Origin of the sequence: Ochrobactrum teleogrylli, from assembly GCF_037482325.1 — a bacterium.
In the GTDB taxonomy this organism is placed as follows: Bacteria; Pseudomonadota; Alphaproteobacteria; order Rhizobiales; family Rhizobiaceae; genus Brucella; species Brucella teleogrylli.
Map to the genome: position 1 here is coordinate 2,250,936 of NZ_JBBHKQ010000001.1, position 18,707 is coordinate 2,269,642.

Sequence of the window (18,707 nt, forward strand, 5' to 3'; positions counted from 1 at the left end):
CGAGCACAACTTCGCAAATTATCGAGTGTTTTGCGAGCTTTAGCACCGACTTTCTGCCAACAGGATTAATTTCAGACAGAAATCAATTTCCTGCAAGCCGCCGCAGCGATCATTTTATGTTCACGCGCGTAAAAATACGCGCCGCGGCCTGATGAGCCGCAGCGCGTGTATAAAAAGGCAACCCGAAAGCGGATTAGAAGTCGTCGTTCTTTTCCGGAGCGACCAGACCTTCGATACCGGCCAGAAGCTCTTCTTCCGACATGCGGTCGAAAGACACAATGTCTTCCTCGGCAGCATCGGCAATGCCTTCAGCCAGTTCGTCGGACGACGACGTGATCTGGGCAGGAGCAGCAGCTTCCGGTTCATCCACTTCCACATGCTTCTGCAGCGAGTGGATCAGGTCTTCCTTCAGATCGTCCGGCGAAAGCGTTTCGTCGGCGATTTCGCGCAACGCAACGACGGGGTTCTTATCATTGTCGCGGTCGACAGTGATCGAAGCGCCCTGGGAAATCTGGCGGGCGCGATGACCGGCGAGCAGAACCAGCTCGAATCGGTTCTCGACTTTGTCTACGCAGTCCTCAACAGTGACGCGGGCCATACACGGTCCCTTTCATTTTCGAACTTTAAACGGATTTTTTTCAGCACATAACGCCTGTCGGGCGAAATTACAAGCCAAAGCGGGATTACAGGCGTTAAATAGCCTTAATCCGTTCATATACCCTCGATTTTTAACGATATACCGCATAATATCTCATCGCATTTCAAAATGGAACAATATTAAGCAGACCAAAATTCGTTCCCATATCGAAATTGCTACATTAGGTAAATTAGCTCACTAAAATAACAACCTATGGTTGCTTGTTTTTCTATAATATGTCCTTAGAAACGCTATAAACGCTATTGGTAGAAATATTTCGCCAGCCGACGTTTGTGAAACAAATCTGAATACGCGGTCGACGGTCCACACTCCCGTTAGGCTGTAGAGTGGATATATTGCACGATGTTCGATTCTCGTGAAAAAATTGCGCTTTTTATTGACGGCGCCAATTTATACGCAGCATCCAAGACTCTGGGCTTTGACATCGATTACCGCAAGCTTCTGAAGGCGTTTCAGAAGCGCGGTTATTTGCTGCGCGCTTATTATTATACGGCGCTTGTTGAAGATCAGGAATATTCCTCGATCCGCCCACTGATCGACTGGCTGGATTATAACGGTTACAAAGTCGTCACCAAGGCCGCCAAGGAATTCACCGATTCGACCGGTCGCCGCAAGGTGAAGGGCAATATGGACATCGAACTCACCGTCGATGCCATGCAGCTCACCGACACGGTTGATCATTTCGTCATCTTCTCTGGCGACGGCGATTTCCGTTCGCTCGCAGAAGCCCTGCAGCGCAAGGGCCGCAAGGTTTCCGTCGTTTCGACGCTGACGACCCAGCCCGCGATGATCTCCGACGAACTGCGCCGTCAGGCCGATCATTTCATCGATCTTGTTTCGCTGAAGGCTGAAATCGGTCGCGATCCTTCGGAGCGCGCGCCACGCCGCCAGGACGACGATCTCGAAGAGAATTATTGATATCGGTCAGGGTTCGATCCATGCACCAGCATGAATTTTGAGCCCTCCCGACGAATAATCCACTTTTCTACCTGAATCAAAAAGAGCGCCTGACGGCGCTCTTTTTCCTTGGAATGCGATCAGCCCCGGTCGCGGAGCAAGCGGGCCTTTTCGCGGCCCCAATCGCGCTTCTTTTCCGTCTCGCGCTTGTCATGATTCTTTTTACCGCGCGCCACGGCCAGTTCCAGCTTCGCGCGTCCGCGATCGTTGAAATAGAGCTTCAACGGAACGACCGTCATACCGTCGCGCGATACGGAGTTGAACAGGCGCGATGCTTCGCGGCTGCTCACCAGAAGCTTCCGCAAACGGCGCGGCTCGTGGTTGAAGCGATTGCCCTGCGTATATTCCGGAATATAAGAGTTGATCAGCCAGAACTCGCCATTCTCGAAGCTGGCATAGCTTTCAGCGATATTCGATTGATTGGCGCGCAGGGACTTCACCTCGGTGCCGGTCAAAACCAGACCAGCCTCGAGCGTGTCCAAAATCTCGAAATTGAAGCGCGCCTTGCGGTTTTCCGCGATGATCTTGCGTGCAGGGGAATTCTTCGGCTTGTTCATAACTGCACTATATAATGTGTTGCATTTAAAATGAAAACGCTCCCGCGACGGCGGGAGCGTAAAAATCAGCAGCTTGCAATTCTTTTAACGAGCAGCCACGCTAATGCCTGCTCAGTTGATGAGACCTGCATGCTTCATGGCGTGATCGATCTTCTCCGCCGTCGAAGCTTCGACCTGCACCATCGGCGAGCGCAGGCTGTTTTCGACGCGCCCAAGACGCGACAACGCATATTTCGGGCCAGACGGGTTCGGCTCGATGAACAGGGCCTTGTGCAGCGGCATCAGACGGTCCTGCAGTTCCAGCGCCTTGGCGAAATCGCCAGCCTGGCAGGCATCCTGAAACTCGGCGCATAGACGCGGCGCGATGTTCGACGTCACCGAAATGCACCCTACCCCGCCATGGGCGTTGAAGCCGAGCGCGGTCGCATCCTCGCCCGAAAGCTGGATGAAATCCTTGCCGCAGGTGCCACGCTGTTCTGAAACGCGCTCGATCTTGCCGGTCGCGTCCTTCACACCGATGATGTTCTTGTGATCGCGCACCAGAGCGCCCATCGTTTCCGGCGTCATGTCGATGACCGAACGGCCCGGAATATTGTAGATGATGAGCGGAATGGAGATCGAACGCGCAACCTGCGAGAAGTGTTCGTAAAGTCCACGCTGGGTCGGCTTATTGTAATAAGGGGTCACCACCAGCACGGCGTCGGCGCCAGCCTTTTCGGCATGCTGCGCGAGTTCAATCGCCTCGACAGTATTGTTCGAGCCGGCACCTGCAATAACCGGCACGCGACCGGCGGCCACTTCGATGCAGACCTCGATGACGCGCTTGTGCTCGTCATGGGAAAGCGTCGGCGTTTCGCCGGTGGTGCCAACGGGAACCAGACCTTTGGTGCCCTCTTTTATCTGCCAGTCAACGAATGCACGAAAAGCTTTTTCATCGAACGCTCCTTCACGATCGAATGGCGTGACAAGCGCGGTAATTGAGCCCTTCAGCATCAGTAACTCCTGAAAAAGATAGACAGAACCTCAAACCGCAGGGGCGCTCGACCTCATATGCGGTTTGCGGAGGCGTTGAACAATAGTCTTGCAGCACGAATGGAGCAAGCACATTGCAAGCGGAAAACAGGGGTATTACGGCAGATTTGCGACGAAAATTCCGGCTTTATTCCAATGTCATCTTCGCTCATCCCGACAGCCCGTAAAGCCCGGTATTCCGCATGGCCGTTTCGTCCCCGTTTGCACTATCTTATAAAGCTTTTATTAATCATAGTTTCATTCCTTGGGGCCTATCCTTGACGACAAGATATGCGGGCGAAATGAAAGGCTAACAAAAGCCGAATTTTGCTAACATATTTTGCAGCAACCAAGTCCCGGCTAGCCGGATTTTTGTTTCAGAGTGCGGATGTCTAAAGAAGTCGTAGCGATCAATATCAGACGAAAAGCCCTGCTTGCAGGATGCCTTATTGCGGTTGCCGTGCAGCCGTCGGCGTCGTTTGCGCAGTCGTCACTGCCGACTCAAGTGCCGACCCCGCTCGTGCGCCCGTTTGCGCCTGCCGCAGCACCGTCTCCGGCGTCGCCGATGAATCTCGTGACGCCAACGCCGCGTCCCACCCCGCCCGATCCGGTTATCACCTCGTCATTCAGCCGCGTGGAAAACCCGGCGGCCATTGGCGGCACGCTGAAAAGCGGGCTTGATGCGCTTTATTCGAAAGATGTTGCAAGTGCGGTTGCCTTTCGCAACGGCATGCCACGCGGTTCGCTCGACCGGCAGATTCTGACCTGGGCCATTGCGACCTCGGGCGTCGAAGGCGTCACCAGCAGCGAAATCGCCGCTGCGACTGCCGAACTGCCCGGCTGGCCCGGCATTTCCACGCTTCAGCGCAATTCTGAACGCGCTCTATTCAAGGAAAACCCGCCTGCGGGAACCGTCATGGCGGCATTTGGCAGCCGTCGCCCGGTGACTACCGAAGGCATGATCGTGCTCGCTCGCGCCTATGTCGGTATCGGCAATCCCGGCAAAGCCCACGAACTCCTGTCTCCTTGGTGGGCAACGCAGCGCCTCTCGTCTGAAGACGAGCAGAAAGTGCTGAAGGAATTCAACGGCATCCTGACACGGGAAGACCATCAGCGGCGTTTTCTGCGCGCGATCTATAATGACCGTATGGCATCGGCAAAACTGCTTGCCGGTCCCGCGCAAGCCCAGTCGCTGTATAATGCTTTTGCAGCCGTCTCGCAGAAATCGCCCACCGCAGCGGCGACGATTGCCGCCGTGGACCGTTCGTGGCAGGCGAATGCGGCCTATCAGTTTTTGAAGATTCGCTATCTGCGTCGCACTGAGCGCTATGATGACGCGACCGAGTTGATGCTGAAAGCGCCGCGTCAGGCAGCCATGCTGGTCGATCCGGACGCATGGTGGACCGAACGGCGTATTCTGTCGCGCGAGTTGCTTGATCTCGGCAAGCCGCAACTGGCCTATAAGGTGGTCGCGGCCCACGCTGCCGAATCGCCAACAGTTGCCGCCGAAGCGGAATTTCATGCTGGCTGGTATGCGCTCCGCGCGCTCAAGCAACCCAAGACTGCCGCACCGCATTTCGCCAGAATTGCCGAAATCTCCGCCCGTCCAATTTCCGCGTCCCGCGCCTATTATTGGCTCGGACGCGCTGCGGATGCGGGAAGCGGCGGCAATGCGCGCGATTTTTATCGTCGCTCGGCCCATTTCGGCACGACATTCTATGGCCAGCTTTCCGCAGCCAAGCTGGATGAAAAGGCGCCGGAACTGATCTATCCGAAGCCGACCGAGACGGATCGCGCGCGCTTTGCCAACCGCCATGCGGTGCAAGCCATCAAACGTCTCGAACAAATCGGTTATGCCACCAAGGCGACATCCATCTATACGCAGCTTTCGCAGGAACTCGACAGTGTCGGCGAACTGGCTTTGCTGGCCGTCATGGCAGAGCGCAACGAGAACCATTATCTGGCACTGCGTGTCGGCAAAACCGCAGCCCTGCGCGGGCTGGATGTGGGTGCGCTTTCGCATCCGCTCGGCGCCATTCCGGCCAGCGCCAATATCAGCGGCTCGGGCAAGGCGCTTGCCTATGCCATCGCGCGTCAGGAAAGCGAGTTCAATGTCGGCGCAGTTTCGAAGGCCGGCGCACGCGGACTGTTGCAGCTGATGCCTGCGACCGCCAAGAGCGTCGCAACGCGCAACGGCATGCCCTTCTCTGCACCGCGCCTCACGAGCGACGCAGGCTATAACGCGACGCTCGGCGCGCATTTCCTGGGTGAACAGCTCGACCGTTTCAACGGTTCTTATGTGCTGACTTTCGCCGGATATAATGCTGGACCGCGCCGCGCTTCGGAATGGGTCGAGAAATATGGCGATCCGCGCGGCCAGTCGATTGAAGAGGTCGTGGACTGGATCGAGCGCATTCCCTATTCGGAAACGCGCAATTATGTGCAGCGCGTGATGGAAAATTACGAGGTCTATAAAGCGCGCCTGACCGGTTCCGCCGATATTGAAACCGATCTGGTTTACGGGCGCCGCTAGAGCGGTTCCGATTATGCTTCGGATTTTTTCGTAGGCTTTGCCTTCGGCTTGGCTGGAGCCTTCCTGGCTCTGGCTGGCCGTTTGGCCGCTGGCTTGATCGTGGTCTCCACAAGCCTTTCTGCCTGGCCGATCCAGTTTTCGCGCACGATTCGGCGCGGGAACCCGATGTGACGTTCGACCCATGCAGCTTCCTCATCCGACCAGTTTGCGATCTGGTCATAATGATAGACGCCAAGCCCATTCAGCATCGATTGAATAGCCTTGCCTATTCCGCCGATCACGGTCAGTTCGTCTGCCTTGCCTTCGCGCGGCGCATCCAGCAGTTCCGGGCGGCCCGGATCGTCCGGCACACTCTGTTCTTCCGGTTGGACCAACTGCACCGGCAGCGGCCCGCCAACAACTTCGGCATCCGGCACAGGCGCTTTCTTCGGCGTGCTCGCCTTTACGGGCTTCTTGTCTTTCGCAAGCGGCGCGGTCACCGCCTCTTTCACAGGCGCGGGCTGAACCGGCTCCGGCTTCTCATCCACGGCTGGTGCCGAAAGCGCAGCCGCGACGATTGTGCGTTCCTCGTCGGTCATGGCCTTGTTCTTGCGTCGGAACAATCTGCCCAGAACGCATCCGACGATAAACGCCACTGCAACAAGGATCGCCAGTTGAATGATCAGCAACGGCATATCGGTTTCCCTCGTATTCTGTACTACGCGCCCTAACCTCTCGATTCGGCGCATTTTATCTCTCGGCTCGCTTTTGAAGCCCACGCAGTTCGGAATGGCGGCTCTATTTACGACCGCTCAGCCATCCGACAACGATCCCGATCAATACCGCCGCGAGAAGAACGGGCCAGAATGTTTCAGCAAGATAAAGCATCAAAACCTGCACTGGGTTTCATAGGTCAATTCCAATCCGTCAGTCATAATAAGAAAGCAAAAATTGAAACAGCGAAACTGTCATTTTCGAACAGGAAAGTCGCTGGATTAACCTGCCGCCACGGAAGCTTTAATCCACAGAATCACGGCTCAACCAAATCTGATGCCGCAAGCTTCAAATCGAACGGTAGCGGCTTGGACAAAATATCCGCCATCGACTGATACTCCTCGGCACTTGCCGCCTTCCCTTTTATCGAAAGCGATCCGTCCGTAATCGTTATCTCGCCATCGGCAAGCCCTTTGGTCAAAGAGAGCGCAAACAGCACACCGTCGGAAAAATGTGGCCAGCTGCCGCGCGCCAGCGCCATTTCATCGTCGAGCGACAGGCCCGGTGCAGCCGCTTCCGCAGCCTCCATAATCCGGTCGCGCAAGGTGTTTTCAGGGATAGAGCCGGTGAAAACCAAACCGTCATTGCTCTTCTCTATCTTAAAAACATAAGGCGACGCGGCCGGCAGAACCGATGTGAGGTCGGTGATGTCGTTTACTCCCCACACAGCGCTCAATGCAGCACGTGCAGCGTCTTGCGCTGCCGGGTCGGGCGCGATGCCCTTCAGGGTGACATCGCGGCCTTCAATATCAAAACCCGTCCAGACATAGGGCGCCAGCGCTTCGGAGGTGCGGCTGGAAATATCGGTCTGAACACGATCCACGCCGAACCACAGCGCCAGCGCCGTCAGTGTTGCGGTCCACGTTAGCCCCGGCCAGAACCAGCTTTTCATGTCGCCTCACCTTCCGTGTCTGTGATCCGCTTCGTCCGAGCGGCGCATTTCAATAGCTCGTTCGTACAAAGACAGGACATTCCACAAATGCAAGAGCCGTTCGAATCAGAGAACAACAAAAAACCCGGCAGCTGAGCTGCCGGGTTTCCTGTAACCAATCCGTAAAGGATTAGAACGAACGCTGGAAGCGGATGGTGCCGCCGATTGCGTCCTTTTCGGTGATGCCACCGTCATAGGCGCGCCAGTCGTTGCTGAAGCGGGTGTAGTTGATTTCTGGCGTAATGGTGAAGCCAGGAACCAGCTCGTAAGCAACGTTAGCAGCAATTGCGGTCTTGCCCCAATCGTCATGCGCGCCCTGAAGGTTGAAGACAGCCTTGTCGGTTGCCTTGAACTTCAGACCACCCCAGACAGCCCAATCGCCGCCCCACTGGCCGTACATCTGGTCCGGATTTTCTTCCGAAGCGTATGCACCCTGCAACCAAACCGAGAAGCGGTCGGTGATGTTGACGTCGCCACGAACCTTGGCAGCCCACTCTTCGATGACCGAGTCGTAAGCCACGACGCCAGCGATCGAACCCCAGCCGCCAGCATACTTCAGGCCGCCAACAACGTGTGGCATGTAGCCGTCGATTGCGTAGTCGCCAGCGCCCGTAAAGCCACCGTCGTTGTCCGCACCCTGTTCAAGAGCGATCACAGCCGAGAAGCCGTTGCCGCCAGTGAAGGTGTACGAGATCTTGCCCGTGCGGTATGCGCCAGCAGAGACCACGTCATCGTTGATGATGTCGCCGAGGTAACCGGTGAAGGTGTGGAATTCCGACTCATCGATACCGACCTTCAGGCCGCCGAGTTCGATATAAGCGAACTGCATAACGACGTCGGAAGAGTTCGAGCCATAAACGCCGTCTTCACGCGAATTAGCCGAAGCATAGTTGAAGCGGGTTTCGGTGAAGGTCTTCAGCGTGCCGAGTTCGGTTTCCGAAGCGGTCGAGGTGCGGAGCGCGAAACGAGCGCCCTTATCCCAACCTTCACGGTCCTGACCGGAATAGACGTTGTCGCCGCCCTTTACGTCGTAACGGACGTAACCATGGATGCGCAGGCAGGTTTCGGTGCCCGGGATGTAGAAGTAGCCAGCGCCGTATGCGTCGCAAACGCGAACATATTCAACGGCTTCGGGCTCTGGCGCGACGATTGCGTCGGCAGCCTGAGCGCCGGAAGCTGCAACCAGAGCTGCAGCGGAGCCGAGAAGAAGGCTCTTGATGTTCATTTCTGACCTCCAGTCAAAGTTAAAAACGGGTCTGGGCATTTTGATTTGGCTGAAGGACAACCTGTCCCCATCCCCTTGTGAAAAAGTCGCCCCGAAGCGCTCCTTCTTCTGGATGTGAAGATACTCGCCCGTTCCCTCGTTTCAACTGCGAATACGGCTTACCCGCCCCGGCAAGCCCTCTATGCAGAATGGTTGTTGCAGAAAAGACACGAAATTGTCAGCTTTGGTGGCCCTTCTTTAGAGTTTATTAACATTCCTAACCACGAATTAACCGATCTTAACGATTGAAAACGTAGATTTTTTTAAGTTAAGCGCCAAAACAGCGTCGAGATTCCACCATTTGCCACCTGGGAACAGAAAGTGTCCTGCGGATGTCCGTAACTTGGTGATTCCTCTTGTGAGAGGCCGAATCTCTAATGTTCTGAATGGCATGATTGTGCGACGGACCAATGAAGAGCGCATAGCCGAAACGCCGCAAATCAAGCCTGCACCATGGTTGCCTTATATATAATGCGTGTAATTCGCAGGAAATTTTACCAGCTGTTGCGTAAATCGCTTGAAATGCCTCGGCGTACCGGCTATCTCGCCCTTACCGGAGAGGTGGCCGAGTGGTCGAAGGCGCTCCCCTGCTAAGGGAGTAGACCTCATAAGGGTCTCGTGGGTTCGAATCCCATCCTCTCCGCCACTAGCTGCAATCAGCTTTCCAACTCCTTCCCCAAAATCATCGATAGTATCGTCTCTTTGAGCCGTTTCTCGACGCATATTCAGGCCGTGCGATGCGAGCGTTTTTGACACTTTGAATCTCGAAAATACGTAACATACTGATTTATAGGTATTTTCTGGTTTCCCTCCGATTCTTGACTGGAGGTCAGAAATGAACATCAAGAGCCTTCTTCTCGGCTCCGCTGCAGCTCTGGTTGCAGCTTCCGGCGCTCAGGCTGCCGACGCAATCGTCGCGCCAGAGCCCGAAGCCGTTGAATATGTTCGCGTTTGCGACGCATACGGCGCTGGCTACTTCTACATCCCGGGCACCGAAACCTGCCTGCGCATCCATGGTTACGTCCGTTACGACGTAAAGGGCGGCGACAACGTCTATTCGGGTCAAGACCGTGAAGGTTGGGACAAATCAGCTCGCTTTGCACTCCGCACCTCGACGGCTTCGGAAACCGAACTCGGCACACTCAAGACCTACACTGAAACCCGCTTCAACTACCTCGCGAACAACTCGCGTATAGACGGCGTATACGGCACCACCGATTCTGAAGTTGTACTTCAGTTCGCTTATATCGAACTCGGCGGCCTGAAGGTCGGTATCGATGAGTCGGAATTCCAGACCTTCACCGGTTACCTCGGCGATGTCATCAACGATGACGTGGTCGCAGTTGGCGGCTATCGCACGGGCAAGATCTCGTACACCTTCACCGGTGGCAACGGCTTCTCGGCTGTGATCGCTCTTGAACAGGGTGACGACGGCTTCACCATCGACGGCTACATGCCGCACGTTGTTGGCGGCCTGAAATATGCAGGCGGCTGGGGTTCGATCGCTGGTGTCGTAGCTTACGACTCGGTCATCGAAGAGTGGGCTGCCAAGGTTCGCGGCGACGTCAACATCACCGACCGTTTCTCGGTTTGGTTGCAGGGCGCGTACTCGTCGGAAGAATCTCCGCTGCAGATGTACGGCCAGTGGGGCGGCGATTGGGCTGTCTGGGGTGGTCTGAAATTCAAGGCAACCGACAAGGCTGTCATCAACATTCAGGGCGCGCATGACGACTGGGGCAAGACCGCAGTTACGGCCAACGTTGCTTACGAACTGGTTCCTGGCTTCACCATCACGCCAGAAGTTTCCTACACCAAGTTCGGCGGCGAATACCGTAATGTCGTTGACGAAGACAACGCTTTCGGCGGCATGGTCCGTTTCCAGCGTTCGTTCTAATCAGATCGAGCTTGAACAGAAAGACGCCAGCGGGAAACCGCTGGCGTCTGCAATCGTAGAATCGTTGTTCACAGAGTTGTGAAACCACCCGCCTCGAAATGGGGATTTCGGCCGGTGGCGATGAGGGGAATTACCGAGAAACAGAAAGATGGGGACAAACGGGGGGCCTTAAACAAGGATCGCACCATGTCTCTGCATAAAATTAGCCTACTTATCTTGTGCTTCTTAAATTATTCCATTAGTTGTGCAGCCCGGAGAATGCCGGGGGGCGCAAAATGATAACTATTGGGGAAACCAAAGTCGGTTCTGGTGACAAATACGCGCCAATCATCGACTACAATCTGAACTACGCATCCGACAGAAGCCAAAACCATCGCCTCGTGGAGAAATTCTCCATCGCCGAGTTGACGGGAAAATATATAAACATTCTGTGGGATGACGGCTCGCACAAGTATAATGTGAGGTCGTTTCTCGGCGAGATTGACGAAATTCTGAAGGGCGAACGCTTTTCAGGTTTCGATCAGGAAATGCTTGATTCCCTTATTGGCACGCTCCGTGAGCGCGGCAACAGCAATGCAACCATCAACAGAAAGATGGCTGCGCTGAGCAAGCTGCTGCGAAAGGCGCATAAAATGGGGGATATCTATAGTCTGCCGGAGTTCGTCCGACAGAAAGAACGGGTCGGACGCATCCGTTTCCTCGAATATGAAGAAGAAAAGCGCCTGTTCGCCGCAATTAAATCGCGCTGCGAAGACAGTTTCCGTCTTGCCGTATTTCTGGTTGATTCGGGCTGCCGTCTTGGCGAAGCCATCGGTTTGACCTGGAACGATTTGCAGGACCATCGCGTCACCTTCTGGCTCACCAAATCCAACAGAAGCCGTACCGTTCCCCTCACCCGCCGTGCTGCAAAGGCAACGAAGATCGCACATGAGCGCCTCAAAGGCCCATTCTCGATGCTCAATCAGGTTCGGTTCCGCCAGATCTGGAACGAAGCCAAGATGGAAGTCGGCCTGGGCACTGACGATCAGGTCGTACCGCATATTCTGCGCCATACCTGTGCTTCGCGCCTCGTTCGCGGTGGGATCGATATCCGCCGTGTGCAGATGTGGCTCGGTCATCAGACACTGCAAATGACCATGCGATATGCGCATCTGGCTACGCATGATCTCGATTCCTGTGTGAAAGTGCTGGAGATTCACTAGGGATTTCCGGCCAACGTCTGGAGCGCCGACAGGGACAAATCGGGACACATCTGATTTCGATTACGCTGCGGTGCGAGAATCGTAAACAAAAACAACGCGATTGGATTACTCCACGCGGACGCAGCCCTTCGTAGAGTTGTGGTTTAATGCCTTAAAACATGTCTTCCATATTTGACTGCATCCTCTTCTCGCGACAGCACTGGAAGCGGAACTCTTAATATCGGCCTCATCTGCCATTGCGGTTCGGAAGCCGAAACGCACCTCCTTAATGGAGCGGTGCGAATTCCTCAGTCCTTACGACCACGCATTCTTCTGTGGTTTCCGCTTTGCGTCGGGCACGCCTTAGCCGGCCAGTGATTGAAAACACACTCCGAAAAAGCGTCCTCGCCTCCTACTATCGCGCCTCGAACCTTTATCGACCGCCTTCGTCAAAACGACACGACGGAACACGCCGCACAGCTGATCGCAATAAACCTCGCATCAACAGTACCCGATTGAAAATCCGGGATCGTCAGCGCTTTCTCAGCTAAATGAAATTGATGCGTTGACCACATCACGAATGCCGCCAACCCTGATCACCTATTTTAATATCCAGCAAATGGACCGCTAAACACGCCTTTCTCACCATTCTGGTGGAACCGACGGGCAGGTCTTGCTATGCCTGATTATCGGGAGGACGAACGGCCATGCGGCAGCAGTTGCGGACCATCTCGCCCGACCGAGCCGCCTTCATTGCCTGACGGAAAGCTGACTGGATATCGCCATGGGATCACCCCGCCTCACGCCTCTTGTGGAAAAGCTGCCTTCAACCGTGCCGTTTGTCGGCCCCGAAACGCTGGAATTGCAGCGCGGCAAACCGTTCAAGGCCCGCATTGGCGCCAATGAGAGTAGTTTCGGCCCAGCACCTTCGGTGATCGAAGCGATGCAGCGCGAAGCTGCAGAGGTCTGGAAATATGGTGACCCGGAAAATTACGAACTGCGCCATACCATCGCCGGGCATCACGGCTTGAAAGCCGAGAATATCATGCCCGGTGCTGGCGTCGACGCCCTACTTGGTCTGGTCGTTCGCCAGTATGTTCAAGAGGGTGACAAGGTCATCAACTCACTCGGCGGCTATCCGACCTTCAATTATCACGTCGCAGGTTATGGCGGCGCGTTAGTGACGGTGCCTTATCGCAATGATAAATCGGATCTGGATGGCCTGCTCGCTGCTGCAAAGCGCGAGAATGCAGCCATCGTCTATGTGGCCAACCCGGATAACCCGATGGGGACCTGGCACGAAGGCGCCGACATTCAGTCATTCATCGACGGGCTTCCGGAAACGACGATGCTCATTCTGGATGAAGCCTATTGCGAGACCGGACCGGATTCGGCCTTCCCACCTTTCGAAACAGATCGCCCAAATATTCTGCGCATGCGCACCTTCTCCAAGGCTTACGGTTTGGCGGGCATTCGCTGCGGTTATGTCGTCGGCAGCACTGAAGCGATCCGCTCATTCGACAAAATCCGCGACCATTTCGCCGTCAACCGTGTCGCGCAGGCAGCAGCTATCGCAGCGCTGAAAGATCAGGCCTATCTCAAGGACGTTGTCGGCAAAATCCATGCCGGTCGCGACCGTATCGCTGCCATTGCCGCGGCCAATGGCTTGAGCGCCATCCCTTCGGCAACCAATTTCGTGGCTATTGACTGTGGACGCGATGCAGCCTTCGCCTCCGCCATTATGAATGGACTGATCGCGCGCGATGTTTTCGTGCGTAAGCCCGGCGCACCGGTTCTCGACCGCTGCATTCGCGTGAGCGTGGGAATCGAAGAGCAGCTGGATGTCTTCGAAGCCGCCCTGCCCGGCGCATTGGAAGATGCCCGCCAGACCGTCAAAAGCACCGAAACCGTTTGAACAGCGAGCCATCATGTCCAGTTTATTGAATGGCAGACCCTATAACGTTCTTTTCAGCACGCTCGGTGGCCTTTGCGGCGCGCTAGCAATTGCTGCCTATGCGGGCGCTGCCCATGGGGGTGAAAACCACCTCGGCAGCATAGCACCTTTGCTTCTGGGGCACGCGCCAGCCCTGCTCGTGCTGGCCCTATTGGCACCTGCAAGCCGCGCAGCCATGATCGGCGGCGCACTTCTGGTCGTAGGCCTTGCACTCTTCTGCGGTGATCTTTTCATGCGCGATATCACCGGCAATCGGCTGTTTCCCCTTGCCGCGCCGACAGGCGGAAGCCTGATGATTCTTGGCTGGCTCGGTGTTGCGCTGACCGGCTGGTTTTCACGACAAAAATAAAGGGCCTCACGGCCCCTTTTTCTTAAAGTGTGTCGCGTTCAGTCATATTCACGCGACACATTTTAAGCTTTTGTTTTTACGCATGTCTCCCGAAACTGGTTCCCACTTCGGGAGACATGCTTTAGATCAGGAATTGCCCTTGAGGCGTGCATTGCAAAGGCTGTAATAGCCGCCGCCCTTCTGCACCCACTTCAGGCCGCCAAGTGCATTGGCATCCTTCAATGCGTGATACTGCTCAAGGCAGGTGTGCATGCGCGCCTTGCCAGCCGATTCATTCGAATATTTCGCAGAAACGGCAGTTGGGAACTTCACGCCCTTTGGAGCCGCGACGGTTGGTGCAGCAGGTTCGCTATTGCCATCCGTGCTGAGCGCAATCGGATCGGCTCCGGCGCCGCATTCGGCCTTACGGAAATCGTTCCACTTCACGCCACCATCTGTGCCTGCGTCCTTGGCAGCCTGATATTTGGCGCTGCACTGCTTCATCGTCAGGCCCTTGGCGCTGTCATCAGCGGCAGGAGCTGCCGTTTTTGCAGCCTTGGCGGCTGGCGCTGCTGCGGCAGGTGCCGCCGGAGCAGCTGCAGTATCGTCGTCGCCGCACTGCGCTTTGCGGAAGTCGTTCCACTTCAGATTGCCGAGCGTTCCGGCGTCTTTGGCGGCCTGATACTTGGTGCTACATTCCTTCATCGTCAACGCGCTTGCAGGCGACGAGAAGGTGAAAGCCGCTGCACCCATAATGATGGCGGTGCCTGCCAAAGCTGTGATGGTTCGAATGGACATTGCGTCACTCCCTATCGAATACGGCCCCTTGGATCGCGAGACACCGGATTGATGCTTCCCGACCAATCTCTATTGCATATGCAGGGATTCTATATTCCTCAGCATATGCCGGAATTAAGAAGAACGCAGGCCCAACCTGTTGCTCCTGTTCATTCCTTTTCCGCGCCAACATTGCTCCTGGCAAAATTGACTGTCAATCGTTTGCTTAATATTACAGGCTCTGGCAATACAAATTTTCTAACGATCATTTTCGGCCCGTTATGGTTACCGCCTTCATAGTAACGACATAGTAACGCCATCAAATTGACCGCTTTCTATTTAAGCAGAAACTGCATTAAGGACGGTGGACGATGCCACAGCGTATCATGATTATCGGTGGCGCCGGTTCAGGAAAATCAACGCTGGCGCGGGAACTGGGCCAGATGCTGGACCTGCCGGTCATCCACATCGACACCATCTACTGGCAACCAGGCTGGGTGATGCGTTCGCTGGATGAAATCGCACGTCTGACAAAGGAAGCGGCGGACGGTGAGGCCTGGGTCTTTGAGGGCAATCACAGCCATACCATGGCCTATCGCGCCTCGCGGGCCGATATGCTCATCTTTCTCGATATTTCAACTAGTCATCGCCTCTGGCGGATCATCTGGCGCATCGTGAAATATCATGGCCGCACCCGACCGGATATGGGCTTAGACTGCCCGGAGCGTTTTGACTGGGATTTCATCAAATGGGTGGTCGATTATCGCAAAAATGGGCGAATTCGCGCCCTGAAATTCATGGAAGAGGCCCCAAATCACCTCATAAAGCGCCATTTACGCGAGCCCCGCGAAGTGGACGCTTTTCTCGACAGCATTCGTCGCGAAACAAAACAAAAGCAAACCGACCATAAAAAGTAGCTAGCCAATAAAGGTGATCGTAAAATAGCAATATTTCAAATGATGCCAAGGCGCTCTGGCACTGCTATATTCCATGCGTCTCCCAAGACTTGACGTTCGTGTACGATCATCGCAACAACGACCCTATCGGCACAGCGCAATCATCTGTTAAACGAGCGCCGGACCCAATCCGGCTTTTAACTTTTGAGCCGGTTTCCCGGCTCTCGCTGCTGGAGTCCGAACGTGGCCAATATCGCAGATAGCGCCGCTCCGCTTGCCGGTGTGCCCAATACAATGAGCCACGACCGTCATCGCCTCTACGAAGACGCGATGGCCATGCTCATTGGCACGTCGTTTATCGCGCTCGGTATCAATCTTTACAGTCATGCAACTTTGATGACCGGCAGCACCGCCGGTATCGCCCTTCTCATTCAATATGCGACGGGCACAAATTTCGGCCTTCTTTATTTCCTGATCAACCTGCCGTTCTATTATTTTGCCATCCGGCGCATGGGATGGCCATTCACGATCCGCACCTTCGTTGCGGTCGGCATGTTGTCGGGTTTTGCCTGGCTGATACCGCAGAGCGTCGATTTCAGCACTGTCAATCCGCTGTTTGCTGCGCTGATGGGCGGCACCTTGATGGGAATGGGTGTGTTGGCACTTTTCCGCCACCGCTCCGGCGTCGGCGGCGTCAATATTCTGGCGCTCTATCTCCAGGACGCTTATAAAATTCGGGCGGGCTGGTTTCAGCTCGGCCTTGATCTGGTGATCATGCTGGCATCACTGTTCTTCATCCCGTGGCAGAACATGGCGCTGTCCCTGCTGGGCGCAGTGGCGATGAACCTCATCATCTCGATCAATCACAAGCCGGGCCGCTATCTCGGCATGAGCTGATGCAAAAAAGCCGCCTTCGAAGGCGGCTTTTGTTTCCGGTCATGACTTTCGCAGTATCAGTGCGTGGTCATCCATTCGCGTGCATCGCGAAGGGCTGCGGCCAGTTCAGTCTTGCTCATTGTGGCGGCCACCTGATTGCGCATCCGGGCGGCCTTTTCGTTGCCGCGAATGGCAGCGATGTTGAGCCACTTATGGGCTGCGACCACGTCGATCTCGCAATCACGACCGATTGCAAACTTCATGCCCATTTCCAGAAGAATGCGGTCCTGCGAGGCGATCTTTTGCTGCTGCGTAAAGCTCTGAAACTGTGCCATTTTTCTTTGTCCCTGTTAAATCCCGAGAACCGTCCGGTCTTTCTTTCGTGGCGGTTGCTACCGCTTTGAAAACGCCGTCTCTGTCGTTCCGTTCATAATGTCGAGAATAGAGCTCAGGGCTGAAATGCGCGTTAAACCAGATGCTTAACGTCTGACCAACAAAATCCCAACAAGGTGTAAACTTGGGATTTTGTTAAACATCCAAGCCTCGCGGATTGCTGGGTTTTTCCAAAAATTCAATTCAAATCCACTCGGTGCATGGAAACCGGATGATAACCATAGGACAAACGCTGTCCGTCGGATTGGTGCATTTCGACGTTTACACATGCGCAGAGAATCCCTTCACCAACGCTCCCGCGAGAGTGAAAATTCCACTTCCGCTCTTGCGAAATCTCGTTTACGTTTACGTTTGCGTAAGTCGTGGCGATTGGGGGAGAACACTGTCGTCTTGCAAAACCGGCGCAATCCGAGGCTTTTCGATCAGGCAAAGGCCCCGGTTACGGCGACCACGGCAAATGAACGAAGCGGTTTGCGCCATATCCCGATGGAGCGGGACTGGCGCACATTGGGAGGAATGAATGATCCGCACTCTTATTCTTGGAATGACACTTGCAGCCAGTTTCGCCGCGCCCGCCCTGGCGGAGGAAGGCATTGTGGGCAGCTGGAAGCGCCCGAACGGTACCATCATCAGCTATGCGTCCTGCGGCGGCAACAAATTCTGCGGCACGGTCATGACCGGCGAGTACAAGGGCAAGTCCATCGGCACCATGTCCGGCACGGGTGGCAGCTACAAGGGCGAAGTCAACAAGCTCGACGAAGGCAAGACCTATACGGGCAAGGCATCGGTGAAGGGCAACACACTATCGCTGTCGGGATGCGTACTCGGCGGCCTGATCTGCAAGAGCGAAAGCCTGACGCGCCAATAATCGCGGCGGCAACAGTCACCAAACGAAAAGGGCGGCCTGAATAGCCGCCCTTTCCTTTTATTCCGCGTTTAGCGCGCTTTCTGGCCGAAGAGAATCTTCTGCGCTTCCTTGTCGTTAGCGAGATTGGATTTTTCGCGCTCTTCCTTACCGACAAGCAGACCGCGCGCGACGGCCGGACGCGCGTTCATGGTTTCATGCCAGCGCTTCACATTCGGGAAATCATCGAGGTTCTGCTCGTAGTTCTTGAAAGCATTCACCCAGCCGATACTGGCCATATCCGCGATGGAATACTCGCCGGTGATATAATCCTTGCCTTCGAGCTGACGGTTCAGCACGCCATAAAGACGGTTGACCTCATTGGTATAGCGGTCGATGCCATACTGCACCTTTTCCGGCGCATAGAGACGGAAGTGCCCCGCCTGACCCGACATCGGCCCCAGCCCGCCCATCTGCCACATCAGCCATTCGTCGACGGCCACGCGCTTGCGTTCGTCAGTCGGGTAAAACTTACCGAACTTACGTCCAAGATATTGGAGAATAGCGCCGGATTCGAAAACCGAGATCGGTTCGCCGCCCGGCCCTTCGGGATCGATGATCGCTGGCATGCGGTTGTTTGGGGCAATCTTCAAGAAGTCCGGTTTGAACTGGTCGCCCTTGCCGATATTGACATATTTGACCTCGTAAGGAACGCCCAGTTCCTCCAGCATGATGCTGATTTTGACGCCGTTCGGCGTTGGCCAATAGTACAGCTCGATGGGCTTTGTCTGTTCAACCATGGGCTTTCTCCAACTCGTTCGAGTGTGTGCAGCAGATTTGTGCGGGAAGCGTCCCGCGTTCCAATGATGGGAAACATAAGACCCATTTCGACAGGCACAA

General features: G+C 55.3%; 18 protein-coding genes and 1 tRNA gene. 10 read left to right on the plus strand and 9 right to left on the minus strand.

All coding sequences use genetic code 11. The features are described 5' to 3' along the window. Positions 1–193: 193 nt before the first annotated feature. Positions 194–598 carry a DNA-directed RNA polymerase subunit omega gene (gene rpoZ / locus WIX40_RS10595; protein WP_109368641.1) on the minus strand — a complete coding sequence of 135 codons (405 nt, stop codon included), beginning with the start codon at positions 596–598 and terminating at the stop codon, positions 194–196. A gap of 402 nt (positions 599–1,000) precedes the next feature. Between rpoZ and WIX40_RS10600 the strand changes: the two genes are divergently transcribed. Next, positions 1,001–1,576 (plus strand): LabA-like NYN domain-containing protein, encoded by a 576-nt coding sequence (locus WIX40_RS10600; protein ID WP_109368640.1) that lies wholly within the window; start codon positions 1,001–1,003, stop codon positions 1,574–1,576. A 119-nt stretch (positions 1,577–1,695) separates the two neighbouring features. On the opposite strand, the gene smpB is transcribed toward WIX40_RS10600, so the two are convergent. Together smpB and dapA are read right to left on the minus strand one after the other, a co-directional pair. Next, a complete protein-coding gene (smpB, locus tag WIX40_RS10605) occupies positions 1,696–2,172 on the minus strand; it encodes an SsrA-binding protein SmpB (protein WP_109368639.1) in 477 nt (158 codons plus the stop codon). Positions 2,173–2,283: 111 nt separating this feature from the next. Then, complete coding sequence (gene dapA, locus WIX40_RS10610; RefSeq protein WP_109368638.1) at positions 2,284–3,165, minus strand: 4-hydroxy-tetrahydrodipicolinate synthase; 882 nt, start codon at positions 3,163–3,165, stop codon at positions 2,284–2,286. A 406-nt stretch (positions 3,166–3,571) separates the two neighbouring features. Here dapA and WIX40_RS10615 point away from each other — a divergent pair, with 406 nt between their 5' ends. Further along, positions 3,572–5,716, plus strand: a complete 2,145-nt coding sequence (locus tag WIX40_RS10615; RefSeq protein ID WP_121535564.1) for a lytic transglycosylase domain-containing protein — start codon at positions 3,572–3,574, stop codon at positions 5,714–5,716. An 11-nt stretch (positions 5,717–5,727) separates the two neighbouring features. On the opposite strand, the gene WIX40_RS10620 is transcribed toward WIX40_RS10615, so the two are convergent. From WIX40_RS10620 to WIX40_RS10630, 3 genes are all read right to left on the minus strand, one after another. Next, complete coding sequence (locus WIX40_RS10620) at positions 5,728–6,390, minus strand: helix-hairpin-helix domain-containing protein (RefSeq protein WP_121535561.1); 663 nt, start codon at positions 6,388–6,390, stop codon at positions 5,728–5,730. A gap of 335 nt (positions 6,391–6,725) precedes the next feature. Beyond that, positions 6,726–7,361, minus strand: coding sequence for a BON domain-containing protein (locus tag WIX40_RS10625; protein WP_121535558.1), 636 nt, complete (start codon positions 7,359–7,361; stop codon positions 6,726–6,728). Positions 7,362–7,530: 169 nt separating this feature from the next. After that, positions 7,531–8,625 carry a porin gene (locus tag WIX40_RS10630; protein WP_121535555.1) on the minus strand — a complete coding sequence of 365 codons (1,095 nt, stop codon included), beginning with the start codon at positions 8,623–8,625 and terminating at the stop codon, positions 7,531–7,533. 594 nt (positions 8,626–9,219) lie between these two features. Here WIX40_RS10630 and WIX40_RS10635 point away from each other — a divergent pair. The 5 genes from WIX40_RS10635 to WIX40_RS10655 all read left to right on the plus strand — a co-directional run bounded on the left by WIX40_RS10635 (position 9,220) and on the right by WIX40_RS10655 (position 14,042). Further along, positions 9,220–9,310: transfer RNA gene (locus WIX40_RS10635), tRNA-Ser, on the plus strand. A 189-nt stretch (positions 9,311–9,499) separates the two neighbouring features. Continuing rightward, positions 9,500–10,558, plus strand: a complete 1,059-nt coding sequence (locus WIX40_RS10640; protein ID WP_121535552.1) for a porin — start codon at positions 9,500–9,502, stop codon at positions 10,556–10,558. A gap of 275 nt (positions 10,559–10,833) precedes the next feature. Beyond that, the gene (locus WIX40_RS10645) at positions 10,834–11,760 is read left to right on the plus strand and encodes a tyrosine-type recombinase/integrase (protein WP_109368632.1); all 927 of its coding nucleotides are present in this window, start codon (positions 10,834–10,836) and stop codon (positions 11,758–11,760) included. A 763-nt stretch (positions 11,761–12,523) separates the two neighbouring features. Further along, positions 12,524–13,654 (plus strand): pyridoxal phosphate-dependent aminotransferase, encoded by a 1,131-nt coding sequence (locus tag WIX40_RS10650; RefSeq protein ID WP_339439865.1) that lies wholly within the window; start codon positions 12,524–12,526, stop codon positions 13,652–13,654. Positions 13,655–13,667: 13 nt separating this feature from the next. Continuing rightward, entirely contained in the window at positions 13,668–14,042 is a 375-nt protein-coding gene (locus WIX40_RS10655) for a DUF423 domain-containing protein (protein ID WP_109368630.1), read from the plus strand. A 126-nt stretch (positions 14,043–14,168) separates the two neighbouring features. Here WIX40_RS10655 and WIX40_RS10660 read toward each other — a convergent pair whose 3' ends face one another. Next, the gene (locus WIX40_RS10660; RefSeq protein ID WP_109368629.1) at positions 14,169–14,819 is read right to left on the minus strand and encodes an antifreeze protein; all 651 of its coding nucleotides are present in this window, start codon (positions 14,817–14,819) and stop codon (positions 14,169–14,171) included. Positions 14,820–15,184: 365 nt separating this feature from the next. Here WIX40_RS10660 and WIX40_RS10665 point away from each other — a divergent pair, with 365 nt between their 5' ends. Both WIX40_RS10665 and WIX40_RS10670 read left to right on the plus strand, forming a co-directional pair. Further along, positions 15,185–15,715, plus strand: a complete 531-nt coding sequence (locus WIX40_RS10665; protein WP_319081235.1) for a P-loop NTPase family protein — start codon at positions 15,185–15,187, stop codon at positions 15,713–15,715. A gap of 222 nt (positions 15,716–15,937) precedes the next feature. Next, the gene (locus WIX40_RS10670) at positions 15,938–16,591 is read left to right on the plus strand and encodes a YitT family protein (RefSeq protein ID WP_371834126.1); all 654 of its coding nucleotides are present in this window, start codon (positions 15,938–15,940) and stop codon (positions 16,589–16,591) included. 56 nt (positions 16,592–16,647) lie between these two features. On the opposite strand, the gene WIX40_RS10675 is transcribed toward WIX40_RS10670, so the two are convergent. Further along, positions 16,648–16,905: a hypothetical protein gene (locus WIX40_RS10675; protein WP_109368626.1), complete on the minus strand. Its 258-nt coding sequence runs from the start codon at positions 16,903–16,905 to the stop codon at positions 16,648–16,650. 578 nt (positions 16,906–17,483) lie between these two features. On the opposite strand from WIX40_RS10675, the gene WIX40_RS10680 reads away from it, so the two are divergent. Continuing rightward, the gene (locus tag WIX40_RS10680; RefSeq protein WP_109368625.1) at positions 17,484–17,831 is read left to right on the plus strand and encodes a DUF2147 domain-containing protein; all 348 of its coding nucleotides are present in this window, start codon (positions 17,484–17,486) and stop codon (positions 17,829–17,831) included. Between the two features lie 68 nt (positions 17,832–17,899). Here the strand turns inward: WIX40_RS10680 and WIX40_RS10685 are convergent, their stop codons facing one another. Beyond that, positions 17,900–18,607 (minus strand): glutathione S-transferase N-terminal domain-containing protein, encoded by a 708-nt coding sequence (locus tag WIX40_RS10685; RefSeq protein WP_109368624.1) that lies wholly within the window; start codon positions 18,605–18,607, stop codon positions 17,900–17,902. Positions 18,608–18,707 lie beyond the last annotated feature (100 nt).

What these genes read in the sequence shown, in the direction of transcription:
- rpoZ (WP_109368641.1), bottom strand. Translation starts at nt 598, where the DNA reads ATGGCCCGCGTCACTGTTGAGGACTGCGTAGACAAAGTCGAGAACCGA.
- WIX40_RS10600 (WP_109368640.1), top strand. Translation starts at nt 1,001, where the DNA reads ATGTTCGATTCTCGTGAAAAAATTGCGCTTTTTATTGACGGCGCCAAT.
- smpB (WP_109368639.1), bottom strand. Translation starts at nt 2,172, where the DNA reads ATGAACAAGCCGAAGAATTCCCCTGCACGCAAGATCATCGCGGAAAAC.
- dapA (WP_109368638.1), bottom strand. Translation starts at nt 3,165, where the DNA reads ATGCTGAAGGGCTCAATTACCGCGCTTGTCACGCCATTCGATCGTGAA.
- WIX40_RS10615 (WP_121535564.1), top strand. Translation starts at nt 3,572, where the DNA reads ATGTCTAAAGAAGTCGTAGCGATCAATATCAGACGAAAAGCCCTGCTT.
- WIX40_RS10620 (WP_121535561.1), bottom strand. Translation starts at nt 6,390, where the DNA reads ATGCCGTTGCTGATCATTCAACTGGCGATCCTTGTTGCAGTGGCGTTT.
- WIX40_RS10625 (WP_121535558.1), bottom strand. Translation starts at nt 7,361, where the DNA reads ATGAAAAGCTGGTTCTGGCCGGGGCTAACGTGGACCGCAACACTGACG.
- WIX40_RS10630 (WP_121535555.1), bottom strand. Translation starts at nt 8,625, where the DNA reads ATGAACATCAAGAGCCTTCTTCTCGGCTCCGCTGCAGCTCTGGTTGCA.
- WIX40_RS10640 (WP_121535552.1), top strand. Translation starts at nt 9,500, where the DNA reads ATGAACATCAAGAGCCTTCTTCTCGGCTCCGCTGCAGCTCTGGTTGCA.
- WIX40_RS10645 (WP_109368632.1), top strand. Translation starts at nt 10,834, where the DNA reads ATGATAACTATTGGGGAAACCAAAGTCGGTTCTGGTGACAAATACGCG.
- WIX40_RS10650 (WP_339439865.1), top strand. Translation starts at nt 12,524, where the DNA reads ATGGGATCACCCCGCCTCACGCCTCTTGTGGAAAAGCTGCCTTCAACC.
- WIX40_RS10655 (WP_109368630.1), top strand. Translation starts at nt 13,668, where the DNA reads ATGTCCAGTTTATTGAATGGCAGACCCTATAACGTTCTTTTCAGCACG.
- WIX40_RS10660 (WP_109368629.1), bottom strand. Translation starts at nt 14,819, where the DNA reads ATGTCCATTCGAACCATCACAGCTTTGGCAGGCACCGCCATCATTATG.
- WIX40_RS10665 (WP_319081235.1), top strand. Translation starts at nt 15,185, where the DNA reads ATGATTATCGGTGGCGCCGGTTCAGGAAAATCAACGCTGGCGCGGGAA.
- WIX40_RS10675 (WP_109368626.1), bottom strand. Translation starts at nt 16,905, where the DNA reads ATGGCACAGTTTCAGAGCTTTACGCAGCAGCAAAAGATCGCCTCGCAG.
- WIX40_RS10680 (WP_109368625.1), top strand. Translation starts at nt 17,484, where the DNA reads ATGATCCGCACTCTTATTCTTGGAATGACACTTGCAGCCAGTTTCGCC.
- WIX40_RS10685 (WP_109368624.1), bottom strand. Translation starts at nt 18,607, where the DNA reads ATGGTTGAACAGACAAAGCCCATCGAGCTGTACTATTGGCCAACGCCG.